16 protein-coding genes, 1 pseudogene and 1 other annotated feature are annotated in these 17,600 nt (G+C 50.2%); all 17 genes and pseudogenes read left to right on the top strand.

The features are described 5' to 3' along the window. Positions 1–340 precede the first annotated feature (340 nt). Positions 341–1,015, top strand: coding sequence for a serine O-acetyltransferase (cysE, locus tag WBG83_RS18095; RefSeq protein WP_336746685.1), 675 nt, complete (start codon positions 341–343; stop codon positions 1,013–1,015). After that, entirely contained in the window at positions 996–2,402 is a 1,407-nt protein-coding gene (cysS, locus tag WBG83_RS18090) for a cysteine--tRNA ligase (protein ID WP_336746684.1), read from the top strand. Before cysE ends, cysS begins: the two co-directional genes overlap by 20 nt. 3 nt (positions 2,403–2,405) lie before the next feature. Continuing rightward, positions 2,406–2,849 carry a Mini-ribonuclease 3 gene (locus tag WBG83_RS18085; RefSeq protein ID WP_336746683.1) on the top strand — a complete coding sequence of 148 codons (444 nt, stop codon included), beginning with the start codon at positions 2,406–2,408 and terminating at the stop codon, positions 2,847–2,849. Beyond that, entirely contained in the window at positions 2,839–3,588 is a 750-nt protein-coding gene (gene rlmB, locus WBG83_RS18080; RefSeq protein ID WP_442955851.1) for a 23S rRNA (guanosine(2251)-2'-O)-methyltransferase RlmB, read from the top strand. The genes WBG83_RS18085 and rlmB overlap by 11 nt, the downstream gene beginning before the upstream one ends. Positions 3,589–3,594: 6 nt before the next feature. Further along, positions 3,595–4,122 (top strand): NYN domain-containing protein, encoded by a 528-nt coding sequence (locus WBG83_RS18075; RefSeq protein ID WP_336746681.1) that lies wholly within the window; start codon positions 3,595–3,597, stop codon positions 4,120–4,122. A gap of 144 nt (positions 4,123–4,266) precedes the next feature. After that, complete coding sequence (sigH, locus tag WBG83_RS18070) at positions 4,267–4,911, top strand: RNA polymerase sporulation sigma factor SigH (protein ID WP_336746680.1); 645 nt, start codon at positions 4,267–4,269, stop codon at positions 4,909–4,911. Positions 4,912–5,168: 257 nt separating this feature from the next. Beyond that, positions 5,169–5,381 carry a preprotein translocase subunit SecE gene (gene secE / locus WBG83_RS18065; RefSeq protein ID WP_336746679.1) on the top strand — a complete coding sequence of 71 codons (213 nt, stop codon included), beginning with the start codon at positions 5,169–5,171 and terminating at the stop codon, positions 5,379–5,381. Positions 5,382–5,405: 24 nt separating this feature from the next. Next, positions 5,406–5,939 (top strand): transcription termination/antitermination protein NusG, encoded by a 534-nt coding sequence (gene nusG / locus WBG83_RS18060; protein WP_336746678.1) that lies wholly within the window; start codon positions 5,406–5,408, stop codon positions 5,937–5,939. Positions 5,940–6,073: 134 nt separating this feature from the next. Beyond that, entirely contained in the window at positions 6,074–6,499 is a 426-nt protein-coding gene (rplK, locus tag WBG83_RS18055; protein WP_336746677.1) for a 50S ribosomal protein L11, read from the top strand. Between the two features lie 87 nt (positions 6,500–6,586). Next, positions 6,587–7,279, top strand: a complete 693-nt coding sequence (gene rplA / locus WBG83_RS18050) for a 50S ribosomal protein L1 (RefSeq protein WP_336746676.1) — start codon at positions 6,587–6,589, stop codon at positions 7,277–7,279. Positions 7,280–7,331: 52 nt separating this feature from the next. Next, positions 7,332–7,497, top strand: a sequence feature (ribosomal protein L10 leader region). Positions 7,498–7,547: 50 nt separating this feature from the next. Continuing rightward, positions 7,548–8,054, top strand: a complete 507-nt coding sequence (gene rplJ / locus WBG83_RS18045) for a 50S ribosomal protein L10 (protein ID WP_336746675.1) — start codon at positions 7,548–7,550, stop codon at positions 8,052–8,054. Positions 8,055–8,100: 46 nt separating this feature from the next. Then, entirely contained in the window at positions 8,101–8,463 is a 363-nt protein-coding gene (gene rplL, locus WBG83_RS18040) for a 50S ribosomal protein L7/L12 (RefSeq protein ID WP_336746674.1), read from the top strand. A 152-nt stretch (positions 8,464–8,615) separates the two neighbouring features. After that, a complete protein-coding gene (locus WBG83_RS18035) occupies positions 8,616–9,215 on the top strand; it encodes a class I SAM-dependent methyltransferase (RefSeq protein ID WP_336746673.1) in 600 nt (199 codons plus the stop codon). A 452-nt stretch (positions 9,216–9,667) separates the two neighbouring features. After that, positions 9,668–13,204, top strand: coding sequence for a DNA-directed RNA polymerase subunit beta (gene rpoB / locus WBG83_RS18030; protein WP_336746671.1), 3,537 nt, complete (start codon positions 9,668–9,670; stop codon positions 13,202–13,204). Positions 13,205–13,247: 43 nt separating this feature from the next. Next, complete coding sequence (gene rpoC, locus WBG83_RS18025; RefSeq protein ID WP_336746670.1) at positions 13,248–16,871, top strand: DNA-directed RNA polymerase subunit beta'; 3,624 nt, start codon at positions 13,248–13,250, stop codon at positions 16,869–16,871. A 261-nt stretch (positions 16,872–17,132) separates the two neighbouring features. Beyond that, a complete protein-coding gene (locus WBG83_RS18020) occupies positions 17,133–17,384 on the top strand; it encodes a 50S ribosomal protein L7ae-like protein (RefSeq protein ID WP_336746669.1) in 252 nt (83 codons plus the stop codon). Positions 17,385–17,477: 93 nt separating this feature from the next. Next, positions 17,478–17,600: pseudogene (locus tag WBG83_RS18015) on the top strand (30S ribosomal protein S12); the annotation flags it as partial.

The raw sequence follows: 17,600 nt of genomic DNA, 5'->3' as shown, positions 1-17,600 counted from the left end.
AACGGAAATGCACCTGTGAGCTGCCCAGCCCAACGGCTGCTGTCTTTGCCTTCGCAAAGGTCGCCCAGTAGGCTGTGCCGGATCGTCCCCGTTACGGATGCCCAAAGTGGAATGCTTTCTATCCTGCCCAGTGCATGTGGGACAGGCAGTGCATTCAAGCAGAGTGGAACCGCGTCAACCTGCGCCTCTGTAGCCTTATGGCTGCAGAGGCTTTTTTGTTGTTCTGTATTCAGCATCGGTTAAGCGGCAGAAGGGTACCCGAGTTATGATAACGCTTATCATCGTATTGTCTTGCCTAGACCCGGCGAAGCCGATTTCTGGGCTGGAAGGAGAAACGAACATGTGGAAACTGATTGAATCGGACATTCAGGCTGTATTTGACAATGATCCGGCTGCCAAAAGCAAACTGGAGGTTATTCTTACCTACTCCGGGCTTCATGCGATTTGGGCTTACCGGATTGCGCGTTGGTTCTATGTGCGCCACTGGTTCACGATGGCCAGAATGATTAGTCAAATCGCGCGATTTTTTACGGGGATTGAGATTCATCCGGGCGCGCGAATCGGCCAGCGGCTGTTTATCGACCACGGTATGGGTGTGGTTATCGGCGAGACATGCGAAATCGGGGATGATGTCGTATTGTTTCAGGGCGTTACCTTGGGCGGTAACGGAAAAGAAAAAGGCAAGCGCCACCCTACATTGGGAAACAATGTTATGGTGAGCTCAGGGGCGAAGGTGCTCGGTTCCTTCACCGTCGGTGAATACTCGATGATCGGGGCTAATTCAGTTGTTCTCCGCGAGGTCCCGCCGTACAGCACGGTTGTGGGCATTCCGGGCAAAGTGGTGAAGCTAAACGGTCAGCGGGTGAATAAACTGGATCATGCCAGCCTGCCGGACCCTGTTATTGATATGCTGGCAACCATGCAGAAGCAAATAGACGAGATGCGGGAGCAGATCCGCGAGCAGGAGAAACAAATTCAAGGAGGACAACGCACACATGAGCTTGAAAATTTTTAATACACTATCCCGCGCAAAAGAGGAGTTCAAGCCCCTTGTTCCGGGGAAAGTGAACATGTACGTCTGTGGACCGACCGTGTATGACTATATTCATATCGGGAATGCACGGCCGTTAATTTTTTTTGATGTGGTCCGGCGGTATTTGCAGGCTATCGGTTATGATGTGACCTATGTGGTTAACTTCACGGATGTGGACGATAAGCTGATCCGCAAGTCCGAGCAAACGGGGATGTCCGTTCCGGATTTGGCAGAAAAGTTTATTGCCGCCTTTTATGAGGACATCGATGCCCTTGGCGTCGGCCGGGCGGATATTCATCCGCGGGTCACGGAGAATATGACGGAGATTATCGAGTTTATTCAGGGGCTCGAAGCCAAAGGGTTTGCCTATGAAAATGGCGGAGATGTGTATTTCCGCACCGCCAAGTTTGCAGAATACGGCAAGCTGTCCCATCAGAACCTGGAGGAGCTGCAGTTCGGCATCCGGATTCATGTGGATGAGCGGAAGGAAAATCCGCAGGACTTTGTGCTGTGGAAGGCGGCAAAGCCGGGGGAAATTTATTGGTCCAGTCCATGGGGCGACGGACGTCCGGGCTGGCACATCGAATGCTCGGCCATGGCTGGCAAATATTTAGGGACTACACTGGATATCCACGGCGGCGGGCATGATTTGCAATTTCCGCATCATGAGTGCGAGGTTGCCCAGTCCGAGGCGCTGCACGGCAAGCCGCTCGCCAATTATTGGATGCACAATGGCCACATTCATATTAACGATGAAATTATGTCGAAATCCCGTGGAAACGGCATTAAGGTGAACGAGCTGCTGAAAACGATGAAGCCGGAAGTGCTGCGCTTCTTCATGCTGTCGACGCATTACCGGAATCCGATTAATTTCAGCGATGAGGCCGTAACCCAGGCGGAGAATGGGCTGGAGCGGGTCAAAAACAGCTTCTCGAACCTGATTTACCGGTTAGACGCCTGTGCCGGTCAAAGCACGAGTGCAAGGGACGAGGCGGCCGAGTTAGCGGCAGCTGCGGCTACGGAGCTGTTCCAGGCTAAGATGAACGATGACTTTAATACGCCTGACGCCATCACGGCAGTGTTTGATTTGGTCAGCGCGACGAATCAATATTTGCAGCGCCAGGATGTATCTGTGGATACGCTGGACCTGCTGAGCCAGGCTTTCCGGGAACTTAATCGTGTGCTCGGTATTCTGGTCGAGGAGCAGCCGGACCTCCTGGATACGGACATTGAGCAGCTCATTAAAGAACGGACCGAGGCCCGTCAAAATAAACAATGGGCGCGCGCCGATGAAATTCGCGATCTGCTCACCGAAAAAGGAATCGTGCTGGAGGATACGCCGCAAGGAATTCGCTGGCGGAGGAAGTAAAGCATGGATATGAATCGAGGTTTGCTTTTATTTTCACCGTCCAGGCCTGCGGGTCAGCTGCCGCCGCTGGTGCTTGCCTATGCCGGAGATGCGATTTACGAGATGCTGGTGCGGCAGTATTTGATTTCCCGCACGCAGCTGAAGCCGAATCATTTGCACCGTGAATCGACGCGCTTCGTATCGGCGAAGGCTCAATCCCGCTTTCTTCAGGAGTGGATGCCTCATCTGACCGAGGAGGAAATCGATGTTGTCAAACGCGGCCGCAATGCCAAGTCCGGCACGGTGCCTAAAAACGCCGATGTGCTGGACTACCGGCACGCGACCGCATTTGAATGCCTGATAGGCTATCTTTATTATGAAGGACGGCTGGATCGGCTGGAGGAGCTGCTTGGTCTTATTATCCCGCCGACGCCGCAACCCGAGGAGGAACTTGCACGTGGAGAATGAAGAATATATTGCCGGACGGCACGCGGTTATGGAGGCCTTACGTTCCGGACGAACGATTAACAAAATATGGATCGCAGAATCTGCGCAGAAGCATCAGGTGCAGGGCATCATCCAAGAGGCTAAAAAGAACGGACTTATCGTGCAGTCGGCAGACAAACGCAAGCTGGATCAGCTTGTTCCGGATGTACAGCATCAGGGTGTGGTCGCGCAGGTCGCCTCACAGCGCTATTATGAAGTGGACGAGCTGCTTGCACTGGCCAAAGAGCGTAATGAGCAGCCGTTTTTGCTGCTGCTTGACGAAATAGAGGACCCTCATAATCTGGGCTCGATTCTAAGGACTGCGGACTGTACCGGTGTCCACGGTGTCATTATTCCGAAGCGCCGCGCGGTTGGCTTGACGGCGACTGTATCGAAAACCTCGGCCGGTGCAGTAGAGTATGTTCCTGTGGCCCGGGTTACGAATCTTGCTCAAACGATCGATCGGCTGAAAGAAGAAGGCGTGTGGGTGGCCGGTGCCGATGTGGATGCCCGCCAATCCGTTTATCAGTCAGATTTTACGATGCCGCTTGCAATTGTAATTGGCAATGAAAGCAAGGGAATGGGCCGCCTGATAAAAGAAAAATGCGACTTTCTTGTGAAGCTTCCGATGTCCGGCAGCATTAACTCCCTTAACGCCTCTGTAGCGGCTGGCGTTCTTATGTACGAGACGGTGCGCCAGCGCGGCAGCAGGGATTCGTGATGTGGGATGCAGGAGTTTCTCATTGTTGACGGCTATAACATTATCGGCGCTTGGCCTGAGCTGAATCGTATTAAGGAAGAGGAGAGCCTGGAAGCGGCCAGGGACAAGCTTATTGAGATTCTGGCCGAATACCAGGCCATTTCGGGGCGCGCGACTTATCTTGTCTTTGACGCCTATAAGGTCCCAGGCGTGGGAGGCAAGTATAAGCAGAACAAGCTGCAGATCTGGTATACGAAGGAAAAAGAAACGGCGGATGAGGTCATTGAACGCCTTGTTGCGGAGCTGAAAGGAAGGCGCCGGCAAATTTATGTGGCCACCTCCGATTCCATCGAGCAGAACGTCATCTTCGGCCATGGGGCCCTCCGCATGCCCGCCCGAGAGCTGAGATTGTATGTCAGTGAAGGGCGCGGGGAGGTTTCCAAGCGGCTGGATACGATGGGCAATTCTAGCCGGAATACGTTCGACAGCAAGCTGAATAGCGAGATGCGAACCCTTTTCGAGAAATGGAGAAGGGGCGATAAGGACACCAAATAATTGGTGCCCGAACCCGGGAAGCCGCGTCAGGAATGGATTGACAAGGCCTGTTATTATTGACGGCTCTCAGAAGCATCATGTATACTTAACGTATTCTTTTTCGAACGAGAATCGGTGTAGCCAAGCAGGCCGGAGGGATTTTTCGTGAATGTCGACCTGAGCGATTTCAGAATGGACGCGTATGATCTCAAGACGGATGAAGATATTGTCGTTGCGGTCCGCGAAGGCAACAGCGAAGCGTTGGAATATCTCATTAATAAATATCGCAATTTTGTGCGGGCCAAGGCGCGTTCCTATTTTTTAATCGGGGCGGATCGCGAAGATATTGTTCAAGAAGGTATGATAGGCTTGTATAAATCCATCCGTGATTTCCGGGGAGACAAGCTGGCATCCTTCAAGGCCTTCGCAGAGCTGTGCATTACCCGGCAAATTATAACCGCCATTAAAACCGCCACCAGGCAAAAGCATATCCCGCTTAATTCATATGTTTCCCTGGACAAGCCGATTTACGATGAAGATTCGGACCGCACCTTGCTGGACATTATAAGCGGAACCAAAGTATCGGATCCCGAAGAGCTGATTATTAATCAGGAAGAATTCGTCGGCTTGGAAGACAAGATGGGTGAAATATTAAGCGATTTGGAACGCAAGGTACTCATGCTTTATTTGGACGGCCGTTCCTACCAGGAAATTGCCGTAGATTTGGATCGCCATGTGAAGTCGATAGACAACGCTCTGCAGCGCGTAAAACGCAAGCTGGAGAAATATTTGGAAGTGCGTGATTTATAATCGGCACCTTTCACTGATCGTGGAAGATGTCGATTTTGTTTTGTGGGCCGCAGACCGTTGAACTGGCTTTGAGTCCAGGACGCGGCTGCTTCTACGAGCAATTATAAAAAGCAGAAATACGGATGTTTAGTCGAGGAAACAGTTGGACATGCTGGGAATAGTCTGTTTTTCTTGACACGCTATAACGGCTGTGCTAAAGTGATTTGGGTAGCCCTAAAATTCAGGCATTTTTTGTGTTAGGTTTTGGAGGTGTAGTCGTGGCTTTTATAAGCAAGCTGAAGCAAGGATTCGGCTCGACATTTTCGTTTTTTGCTGACTGTTGGGCAGAAATGAAAAAGGTCAAGTGGCCAGCCCGGAAAGAATTGATCAGTTATACGATCGTTGTCGTGTCCACCGTTATCTTTGTGACGGTTTACTTCGCCATTCTAGACCTGGGAATCTCTGAATTGCTTAAGATAGCGTTCGAATAAATATAAGGGCTCAGGGTGAATTAGATGGAGAAACGTTGGTACGTTGTACATACCTATTCCGGGTATGAGAATAAAGTGAAGGCAAACCTCGAGAAGCGTGTTGAATCCATGAACATGACGGACAAGATCTTTCGTGTGCTTGTGCCCATGGAAGAGGAGATCGTCAACAAGGACGGCAAAAAGAAATCTGTGATGCGCAAAGTGTATCCGGGTTACGTTCTGGTGGAAATGGTTCAAACCGATGATTCGTGGTATGTCGTACGCAATACCCCGGGAGTAACCGGGTTCGTAGGCTCGACCGGCTCTGGCTCCAAACCGACAGCATTATTGCCTGAAGAAGTGGAAGCCATATTGAAGCATATGGGCATGGAAGAGCCGAAGCCGAAGATTGACTTTGAACTGAAAGAAATGGTTCGGGTCAAAGTAGGACCTTTTGCCAATTTTGTCGGATCGGTCGAAGAGATTCTGATCGACAAAAGCAAACTGAAGGTTCATGTAAATATGTTTGGTCGAGAAACCCCGCTGGAGTTGGAATACACTCAAGTGGAGAAAATATAGCCTGAAGCCGGTGGAACCCGGTCTAATGGCATGTCGGTTTCTGCGTATGGCGCATCAAGCGTGGTAAGCGCGGCGCTGTGCGAGTGGGAGGGAACATTCCCGTCTTACCACATTACTGCAAGGAGGTGTAACACATGGCTAAAAAGGTAATTAAAGTTGTTAAGCTGCAAGTTCCTGCAGGGAAAGCGAACCCGGCGCCTCCAATCGGTCCGGCACTCGGTCAAGCTGGTGTCAACATCATGGCATTTTGTAAGGAATTTAACGCAAGAACAGCTGATCAAGCAGGCTTGATCATCCCGGTTGAAATTTCCGTTTTCGAGGATCGTTCGTTTACGTTCATCACGAAAACACCTCCGGCTGCCGTACTGCTTCGTGTCGCTGCTGGCATTCCTAAAGGATCTGGCGAGCCGAACAAGAAGAAAGTCGCAACCGTGAAACGTTCTGTCGTTCGCGAGATCGCTGAACAAAAAATGCCTGACCTGAACGCTGCAAGCGTTGAAGCTGCAATGCGCATGGTTGAAGGCACAGCCCGCAGCATGGGTATCGTCATTCAAGACTAATTGAATGACACCGGGCGTTCTGAACGAAGAGCGTCTCGACTAGTGGGAGGATTTTCCGCTAACACCACATAGGGAGGAACAAAATTCATGGCTAAGCATGGTAAGAAGTACCAAGAGGCCGCGAAGCTGGTTAATCCGGACAGCTTTTATGAGCCATTGGAAGCATTGGAAGCCGTTAAGAAAACGGCTGTTGCCAAATTCGATGAAACAGTTGAAGTGGCAGTCCGTCTCGGCGTAGATCCGAGAAAACAAGATCAAGCTGTTCGCGGCGTTGTCGTTCTTCCGAACGGCACTGGTAAATCCAAGCGCGTGCTTGTATTTGCAAAAGGCGAAAAAGCGAAAGAAGCTGAAGCAGCTGGCGCGGATTATGTTGGTGATGCTGACATGATCAACAAAATTCAGCAAGGCTGGTTCGAATTTGACGTTTGCGTAGCAACACCAGATATGATGAGTGAAGTTGGTAAGCTCGGTCGTCTGCTCGGGGGTAAAGGTTTGATGCCAAACCCGAAGGCCGGTACAGTTACGTTTGACGTGACTAAAGCGGTACAAGAAATTAAAGCCGGTAAAATTGAATTCCGTCTGGACAAAGCTGGACAAATTCATGCTCCAATCGGCAAAGTTTCTTTCGATGCTGACAAGCTGAACGAAAACTTCCGCTCTTTGGTAGAAGCTTTGCTTCGTGCGAAGCCGGCAGCAGCAAAAGGTGTCTATCTGAAAAGCATCGCGGTATCTTCGACCATGGGTCCAAGCGTACGCGTGAACGTACAAACTTTCAGATAATCCGTTATTTGGATTTGACTTTACCGGCTCTGCTATGATACTCTTACAGAGTTAAAAATGAATAAGATATCCGTAGACAGCAGGAGCCGATAAGGCTTAATGTCCTGCCGAGGGTTTTGTGATATATGACCATGTTCTTTTGATGCGAGTAAAGCAACAACAAGAATGAGATCAATCATGCCTTCGTAGACGTCTGCGGAGGCTTTTCTTTTGGCCGAAGCCGATGTTCAGAAGTCTGCTGCATCAACAGCAATAGGAGGTGTAACTGATGGCAAACCAAAAAGTGATTGAACAGAAACAACTGGCAGTAAACGAAGTCACTGGCAAACTGAAAGAATACTCCTGCACAATCGTGACGGATTATCGCGGTCTGACAGTGAAGCAAGTCACTGAGTTGCGTTCGAAACTTCGTGAGGCAGGCGTTGAATTTCAAGTTTTGAAAAACACAATTGCCCGCCGTGCGACTGCTGATGCTCAATTGACAGAGCTGGACTCTGCATTAACAGGTCCAACTGCGATTGCATTCAGTAAAGACGACGTTGTAACTCCGGCTAAAATCTTGTCTGATTTTGCTAAGAAAAATGACAAGCTGTCCGTTAAAGCGGGTGTCGTTGAAGGTAAAGTAGTAGACGCGGCTCAAATCAAAGCACTGGCAGAACTGCCTTCCAGAGAAGGACTTCTGTCCATGTTGCTCAGCGTGCTCCAAGCACCGGTCCGCAACTTCGCGCTTGCAGTTAAAGCTGTGGGTGAGAAGCAAGAAGGCTCCCAAGCCTAATCGATTCATCTCATAAACAAACCAATTAAGCAATGGAGGGTTTTCCATGTCTAAAGAGCAAATTATCGAAGCGATCAAAACGATGACCGTTCTGGAACTGAACGACCTCGTTAAAGCAATTGAAGAAGAATTCGGCGTAACAGCAGCAGCTCCAGTTGCAGTAGTAGCTGGCGGCGCTGCAGTTGAAGCTGAAGCTCAAACTGAGTTTGACGTAGTTCTTGTTGATGCTGGTGCTTCCAAAATCAACGTTATCAAAGTTGTTCGTGAAATCACTGGTCTTGGTCTGAAAGAAGCAAAAGATCTGGTTGACGGCGCACCGAAACCAATCAAAGAAAAAGTTTCCCAAGACGATGCAAACGCAGTGAAAGCGAAGCTTGAAGAAGCAGGCGCTAAAGTAGAAGTGAAGTAATTGGACCAACCAAAGCGTCCCCTTTGAAGCTTGTCTTCAGAGGGGATTCTTTTTACTATATTTGCTTCGGCAAGTAGAAATCACCGTGAGTCAGAGGATAGCAATCCTCAAGTTTCGTCGGTGCGGACGAATTTTCATAGGGGTGGATAAAAGTGGCCGATCATTATTATTCCAGTAAGCCTTCGGTCGAGCATGAGCGCCGGGTGGTGGAGGCGGAGCTTCGGGGAATCCGGTTTGCATTTGTGACCGATGCCGGTGTATTTTCGAAGCAGGGGGTTGATTACGGCAGTCGTGTTCTTATTGAAGCAATGGACATCCCGGAGCAGGCCGAAGTGCTGGATGTAGGCTGCGGCTACGGACCGATCGGCTTGACCGCAGCGAAGCTGGCCAAGTCAGGACATGTCACGATGATCGACATCAATGAAAGAGCGGTAGAGCTCGCCAAAGAAAACGCCCGCAAGCATGGGATTAGCAATGTACGGATTGAACAAAGTGATTTGTTTGCCGCAGTGCAGGGGCAGAGCTTCGATGTGATTTTGACCAACCCTCCGATTCGTGCAGGGAAAGAGACGGTTCATCGCATTTTTGAATGCGCGGAGCAGCACCTGCGACCCGGCGGTTCGCTATGGATTGTTATTCAGAAAAAGCAAGGGGCGCCATCGGCCCTGGCGAAGCTGGAGACGCTGTTTGAGCAAGTCACTGAGGTATGCAAGGACAAAGGTTACCGGATTTATAAGGCCCAAAAAATTTGAACCGTGTGGTTCATTTTTTGTTTGACTTCATTTTCCTACTGTGGTAGGATAATATAATGTCAGCATTATAATGTGCTATTTGTCTTTAGAGCACTAAAATGTCAAGCTTTTTTTAAAGGATGCATAATTTTTAGTGCAATGACGTATAATGTTTAGATTTTCGGCAAGTCTACTTATAGGACTTCTGAGCTTTGGAAAAAAAGAATAGTTTGAATTCACGCAGCATGACGCCGTGTGAATCCATCATCCGTGAATAAACGTCGACAGACGTTTTTCTGTCCAGATCAGAAAATGGAACTTCACTTGAAGCGATACAGCGGAGTGGGGATTTTCTGATTTGGCGATAAATGCTGCCGTTGATGACGGTGGCGCATCAACGAATGGCTCCGATAGGAGCTTTTCTCAGTTTTAGTTCCAATGATTTTCGAGTAGACGCGAGGGGTGAAGTGAAGTTGGCGGGACATAACGTTCAATTTGGTCGACGCACGCGCAGATCTTATGCACGTATCAATGAGGTGCTGGATGTTCCTAACTTGATCGAGATCCAACAAAAATCGTATCAGTGGTTTTTGGATGAAGGATTACGTGAAATGTTTCAGGACATTTCTCCGATCCAAGACTTTACGGGTAATTTGGTGTTGGAATTTATCGATTACAGCTTGGGAGAGCCGAAGTACTCGGTGGATGAGTCAAAAGAGCGGGACGTAACCTACGCAGCGCCCCTGAGGGTGAAGGTTCGACTCATCAATAAGGAAACCGGCGAAGTCAAAGAGCAAGAAGTATTTATGGGAGACTTCCCGTTGATGACCGAAACTGGTACGTTCATCATCAATGGCGCCGAACGTGTCATTGTCAGTCAGCTTGTTCGTTCTCCCAGTGTCTATTTTAACACAAAAATCGACAAGAACGGTAAAAAAAGTTACGGAGCGACGGTCATCCCGAACCGTGGTGCGTGGCTCGAGCTTGAAACCGATGCGAAGGACATTATCTATGTCCGTATAGACCGTACCCGCAAAATTCCTGTGACGGTTTTGCTGCGGGCGCTGGGATTTGGAACGGATGCGGAAATTCTCGAATTGCTGGGTGATGACGAGTATATCCGCAACACGCTTGATAAAGATAACACAGATTCGACGGAAAAAGCGCTGATCGAGATTTACGAGCGTCTGCGTCCGGGCGAGCCTCCGACACTGGACAACGCTAAGAGCCTGCTGATCGCACGTTTCTTTGATCCGAAGCGTTATGATTTGGCAAATGTAGGACGTTACAAAATCAACAAAAAGCTGCACATCAAAAACCGTTTGTTCAATCAGCGTCTGGCAGAGTCTCTGATTAACATGGAAACCGGTGAGATTGTGGCTGAGGCTGGCCAGCTTCTGGACCGCCGCTTGCTGGATCAGGTGCTGCCTGCGCTGGAGAACGGCGTTGGATTTAAAGATTATCATGTGGCTGGCGGTGTTCTGGATGCGAATACAGTACCGCTGCAATGCATCAATGTTTTCTCGCCGATAGATGACGGTAAAGTCGTCAAAGTCATTGCTAACGGCCAGATCGACAAGTCTGTAAAGCATATTACGCCAGCAGACATCATCTCGTCCATCAACTATTTCATCAATCTGCTGAATAGCATCGGCAGCACTGACGACATTGACCACTTGGGCAACCGCCGTTTGCGTTCCGTAGGTGAGCTATTGCAAAATCAGTTCCGGATCGGTCTGTCCCGTATGGAACGCGTTGTGCGTGAGCGGATGTCGATCCAGGATGCGAATGTGATTACGCCTCAGGCGCTGATTAACATTCGTCCGGTGATTGCGTCGATTAAAGAGTTTTTTGGCAGCTCCCAGCTGTCGCAGTTTATGGATCAGACTAACCCGCTGGCGGAGCTGACTCATAAACGCCGTCTGTCCGCACTCGGACCTGGCGGTTTGACGCGGGAACGCGCCGGCTTCGAAGTACGGGACGTTCACCACTCCCACTATGGCCGGATGTGTCCTATCGAGACCCCGGAGGGTCCGAACATTGGTTTGATCAACTCGTTGTCGTCTTTTGCGCGGATTAACGAATATGGCTTTATCGAAGCGCCGTATCGCTGGGTAGATCCGAACACAGGTTTTGTTACCTCTCAAATCTCGTACCTGACGGCAGACGAGGAAGATAACTATGTCATCGCACAAGCGAACGCAGAGCTGACAGAGGAAGGCGCATTTGCCCAAAGCTCGGTTATCGTTCGTTTTAAAGACGATATCCTTACTCTGCCGCGTGAGCGTGTAGACTATATGGACGTTTCGCCGAAGCAGGTGGTGTCGGTAGCGACAGCGCTCATTCCATTCTTGGAAAATGACGACTCCAACCGTGCGCTCATGGGCTCGAACATGCAGCGTCAAGCGGTACCGCTTCTTATTCCGAAGTCACCGCTTGTTGGTACCGGCATGGAGCACAAGAGTGCAAAAGACTCCGGGGTATGTATTGTATCCAAATACGATGGCGTTATTGAGCGTGCGGATGCTAACAGTATTTGGCTTCGCCGCCAAGCGAACGTGGATGGCCGGGTCATTAGCGGCGACCTCGTAAAATACAAGCTTCACAAGTTTATGCGTTCTAACCAAGGTACCTGCATCAACCAGCGTCCGCTCGTTAAACGCGGGGATATCATTAAGGCCGGCGATATTATGGCTGACGGACCTTCGACGGAGATGGGCGAGCTGGCTTTGGGTCGTAACGTGGTCGTAGCGTTCATGACCTGGGAAGGCTACAACTATGAGGATGCCATTCTGCTTAGCGAGAAGCTCGTGAAAGAGGATGTCTACACTTCGATTCATATTGAAGAATACGAATCTGAAGCGCGCGACACGAAGCTGGGACCGGAAGAAATCACCCGCGATATTCCAAACGTTGGTGAAGATGCGCTTAAGAATCTCGACGAGCGTGGAATTATCCGTGTAGGCGCGGAGATCGGCGCTGGAGATATTCTCGTAGGTAAAGTAACGCCGAAGGGTGTTACAGAGCTTACAGCAGAGGAGCGTCTCCTGCATGCCATCTTCGGTGAAAAAGCTCGTGAAGTCCGTGACACCTCGCTTCGCGTGCCGCACGGTACCGACGGGATTGTTGTTGACGTGAAGGTGTTTACCCGTGAGAACGGCGATGAGCTGCCTCCAGGCGTAAACCAGCTTGTACGTGCATATATCGCACAAAAACGGAAAATCTCCGAAGGCGATAAAATGGCGGGACGTCACGGTAACAAAGGGGTTATCGCCCGTATTATGCCTGAAGAGGATATGCCGTTCCTGCCGGATGGAACACCGGTTGAGGTTGTATTGAACCCGCTGGGGGTACCATCCCGGATGAATATCGGTCAGGTGCTTGAGGTTCACTTGGGCATGGCGGCCAAATTGCTTGGAATCCATACCGCGACGCCGGTCTTCGACGGAGCGCACGAATATGACGTATTCGATGCGATGGAAGAGGCGGGCATGAACCGCAGCGGTAAAACCATCTTGTACGATGGACGGACAGGTGAGGCTTTCGAACGTGAAGTTACCGTTGGCGTCATGTATATGATTAAACTGGCGCACATGGTTGATGATAAAATCCATGCCCGTTCAACGGGTCCATACTCGCTCGTTACACAGCAGCCGCTGGGTGGTAAAGCTCAGTTCGGCGGACAGCGTTTCGGGGAGATGGAGGTTTGGGCGCTTGAGGCTTACGGGGCTGCCTACACATTGCAGGAAATCTTGACTGTCAAGTCTGATGACGTGGTCGGACGTGTCAAAACGTATGAATCTATCGTTAAAGGCGAGAATGTTCCTGAACCAGGCGTTCCGGAATCGTTCAAGGTTCTGATTAAAGAACTCCAAAGCCTCGGTATGGACGTCAAGATTTTGACGGAGAACGAAGAAGAGATCGAAATGAAAGAGCTGGACGACGAAGATGAGGTCGGCAATGACAAGCTCAACCTGAACCTCGAAGGCGCAGAAGTCGGAGCAGAGTAACGGAACACGGTTAGCTTAGTACATTCTTGAGGAGGGTTGCTCCTTGTTGGACGTAAACAACTTTGAGTTTATGAAAATTGGTCTCGCTTCGCCGGACAAGATTCGTTCTTGGTCCCGTGGAGAAGTGAAAAAGCCGGAAACCATTAACTACCGGACGCTGAAACCGGAGAAGGAAGGCTTGTTCTGCGAGAAAATTTTCGGGCCGACTAAGGACTGGGAATGCCACTGCGGCAAATACAAGCGTGTCCGGTACAAAGGCGTCGTCTGCGATCGCTGCGGCGTAGAGGTTACGCGCGCGAAAGTTCGCCGCGAGCGCATGGGACATATTGAGCTGGCTGCCCCGGTTTCTCACATTTGGTACTTTAAAGGTATTCCAAGCCGGATGGGGCTGGCGCTTGATATGTCGCCCCGTTCCTTGGAGGAAATTATTTATTTTGCATCGTATGTTGTCACGGATCCCGGTGATACACCGCTAGAGAAGAAACAGCTGCTTTCCGAGAAGGAATACCGCAGCTACCGCGAAAAGTACGGGTATGCGTTTCAAGCGGGCATGGGCGCTGAAGCGGTCAAAAAGCTTCTTGCTGATATCGACATCGACAAAGAAGTGGATACGCTGAAGGAAGACCTCAAAACCGCGCAGGGCCAACGCCGGAACCGGGCGATTAAGCGCCTGGAGGTTATGGAAGCATTCCGTAACTCCGGTAATCATCCGGATTGGATGGTTATGGACGTTCTTCCGGTTATTCCGCCGGAGCTGCGTCCAATGGTGCAGCTTGACGGGGGCCGTTTTGCGACATCCGACTTGAACGACCTGTACCGCCGTGTAATCAACCGGAACAACCGTTTGAAGCGTCTGCTTGACTTGGGCGCCCCGGACATCATTGTACAGAACGAAAAACGTATGCTTCAGGAAGCTGTCGATGCCCTCATTGACAACGGCCGTCGCGGCCGTCCGGTTACTGGACCGGGCAACCGTCCTTTGAAGTCGCTCAGCCATATGCTGAAAGGGAAGCAAGGACGTTTCCGTCAAAACCTGCTCGGAAAACGTGTTGACTATTCGGGACGTTCGGTTATCGTAGTTGGTCCGAGCCTGAAAATGTATCAATGCGGCCTTCCGAAGGAAATGGCATTGGAATTGTTCAAGCCTTTCGTGATGAAAGAGCTCGTTAATAAAGGCTTGGCACATAACATCAAGAGTGCGAAGCGCAAGGTAGAACGGGTCAGCCCGGAAGTATGGGATGTGCTTGAAGAGGTAATTAAAGAGCACCCTGTACTGCTGAACCGTGCCCCTACGCTGCACAGACTGGGTATCCAGGCGTTTGAGCCAATTCTTGTCGAAGGACGGGCTATCAAGCTTCATCCGCTTGTATGTACGGCTTATAATGCTGACTTTGACGGCGACCAAATGGCGGTTCACGTTCCGTTATCCGCTGAAGCACAAGCAGAAGCTCGGATTTTGATGCTTGCTTCGGGCAACATTTTGAACCCGAAAGACGGTAAGCCGGTTGTAACGCCTTCTCAGGACATGGTTCTCGGAAGCTTCTATTTGACCATGGACAACAAAGAAGCGCAGGGGAGCGGACGTATCATCGGTTCTGTCAACGAAGCGTTCAGCTTATATCAGGCTGGTGTGAACGCCTTGCATTCGCGGGTAGCTATCCCGGCAAGAGTTCTTGGCAAAACGAGCTTTACGGAGCGTCAACAAAATGCATGGCTGATTACGACTGTCGGCAAAATTATCTTTAATGATATTTTCCCTGCCGACTTCCCGTATATTAACGAAGCCACCAAGACCAACTTGTTCAACGGTACGCCGGATGAATACTTTGTCTTTGATAAAGGAGCCAACGTCCGCGAAGCGATTATGAATATCCCGTCGCGCGGCGCAGTAGGCAAAGAGTACCTGGGTACTCTTATCGGCGAGTGCTTCCGCCGTTACCACACGACAGAAACATCGATTATTCTTGATAAAATTAAGCAAAACGGCTTCACGTATTCCACTCGTGCAGGGATAACAGTCGCGGTTTCGGACGTTATCGTTCCACCGGAAAAAGTGAATATCCTGAAGGATTCCGAGGAAAAGGTAGCGGTTGTTACAAGCCAATACCGCCGCGGATTGATTACCGACGATGAGCGGTATGACCGTGTTATCGCTATCTGGGGTAAAACGAAGGACGAAATTACAGAAATTCTGATGAAATCCCTGGATAAATTCAATTCCATCAACATGATGGTGGAATCGAAGGCGCGGGGGAACAAGTCGCAGATTACCCAGCTTGGCGGGATGCGTGGTCTGATGGCAACGCCAACCGGACGGATTTACGAGCTGCCGATTAAATCGAACTTCCGCGAAGGTCTGACAGTCCTGGAGTACTTTATCTCCACGCACGGCGCGCGTAAAGGTTTGGCGGATACAGCGCTTCGTACGGCTGACTCCGGTTACTTGACCCGTCGTCTCGTAGACGTAGCTCAGGACGTCATTGTCCGTGAAGACGATTGCGGTACGGATAAAGGCTTTACAGTCAGCCAGATCCAGGACGGTAAAGAGGTTATCGAGGATCTGTACGACCGGATTGAAGGACGTTATGCGTTCGAAACGATTCGCAATCCGCAAACCGGAGAGGTTATTGTTCAGCGCAATCAGCTGATCGAATCGAATCTGGCGGATGCTATCATCGCTGCAGGCATTGAGAAGCTGCAAATCCGTTCTGTTCTCAGCTGCCGTACTCGTCATGGGGTTTGTAAGAAATGCTACGGCCGTAACCTGGCGACGGGCACCCACGTGGAGATCGGGGAAGCGGTTGGTATTATCGCTGCTCAATCCATCGGTGAACCGGGAACCCAGCTCACCATGCGTACGTTCCATACCGGGGGCGTTGCAGGGGATGACATTACGCAAGGTTTGCCGCGGATTCAGGAGCTCTTCGAAGCCCGTAATCCGAAAGGGCAAGCGATCATTTCTGAAATTGACGGGGTCGTGAAGGAGATTCGCGATGCCAAGGACCGCCGTGAAATCGACGTTCAAGGCGAAGCCGAGATGAAAACCTACTCGGTGACATTCGGGTCCCGTATCCGTGTTGCAGTGGGTAAGCATGTTGAAGCCGGGGACGAGATTACAGACGGATCCATCGATCCGAAGGAAATGCTGCGTATCAAAGGTATCCGCGGCGTGCAAAACTACATTCTGCAGGAAGTACAGCGCGTTTACCGGAACCAAGGGGTAGAAATCAACGACAAGCACATTGAGGTTATGGTTCGACAAATGCTGCGCAAAATCCGCATTGTCGACAGCGGAGATACGCCGCTCCTGCCAGGCTCCTTCGTTGATATTCATGGCGAGTATGAAGAAGCGAACCGTGAAGCTCTTCTGAACGGCAAAGAGCCTGCTGTAGCAAGACCTGTATTGCTTGGTATCACCAAAGCGTCCCTGGAGACGGATTCGTTCTTGTCTGCGGCATCCTTCCAAGAGACGACACGTGTTCTTACGGACGCGGCCATTAAAGGTAAAGTCGACCAACTGCTCGGTCTGAAGGAGAACGTCATTATCGGTAAGCTTATCCCGGCTGGTACAGGGATGGCCCGTTACCGCGGCATCAAGATTGTCGATCCGCTGGCTGAAGAGCTGGCAGCTGACAGCGAGACACCGGAAATGGCGCAGGTAGACTAAGCTTAGCTTAGTCTGCCTTTCTTTTTTCAATTCTGTTTTTGCCGGAATATGTGCCAGAATAAAAATGAAATGGGTTTAGGAAGCAGCCGACGCTGTGAGCTGAGATTGCCGCGGCGAATAATCAGAGCCAATAGTTAAGACAGCCATTTGGCTTGGACAAAATGTTTGTCCAATGCGCTTGACACTGGCTATTTGAAATGCTAAACTGTTTCAGTGTGCCAAACGGAATATGATGTTCTTTACTTTGGAGGATGTATTCCAATGTCTTATGATAAAGTAAAGCAGGCAGCAAAACTGTATATAGGCACGAAGCAAACGACCAAAGCGGTCGAACTAGGCATGGCTACAGAAGTTTTCGTTGCAAAAGATGCAGAACCACGAATTACGATGAAAATCATTAACCTCTGCAAGAAGATGGGGGTTAACGTCACATACGTAGATTCCATGAAACAGCTTGGCAAGGCGTGTGGGATTGAGGTGGGGGCTGCAATGGCAGCAACGGCGAACGAATGAGCGATGATATTTTTTTGCTCGTTTATGATTCGCCTGGCTCTGTGGACTTGCAAACTTTGATTCAGTATATATCATGTGGAAGGAGGTGGCGATATGCCAACAATTAACCAACTCGTACGTAAAGGCCGTAAAGCCAAAGTGGTTAAGTCGAAATCGCCTGCATTGCAAAGAGGGTTTAACGCTCTGAAAAGAGAGAGCACGGATATCAGTGCACCA

Origin of the sequence: Paenibacillus sp. y28, assembly GCF_037137075.1 — a bacterium.
Taxonomy (GTDB): domain Bacteria; phylum Bacillota; class Bacilli; order Paenibacillales; family NBRC-103111; genus JBBBNV01.
The sequence above is the reverse complement of the archived record's forward strand: the minus strand, read 5'-3'. Positions and strand labels throughout refer to the sequence as shown.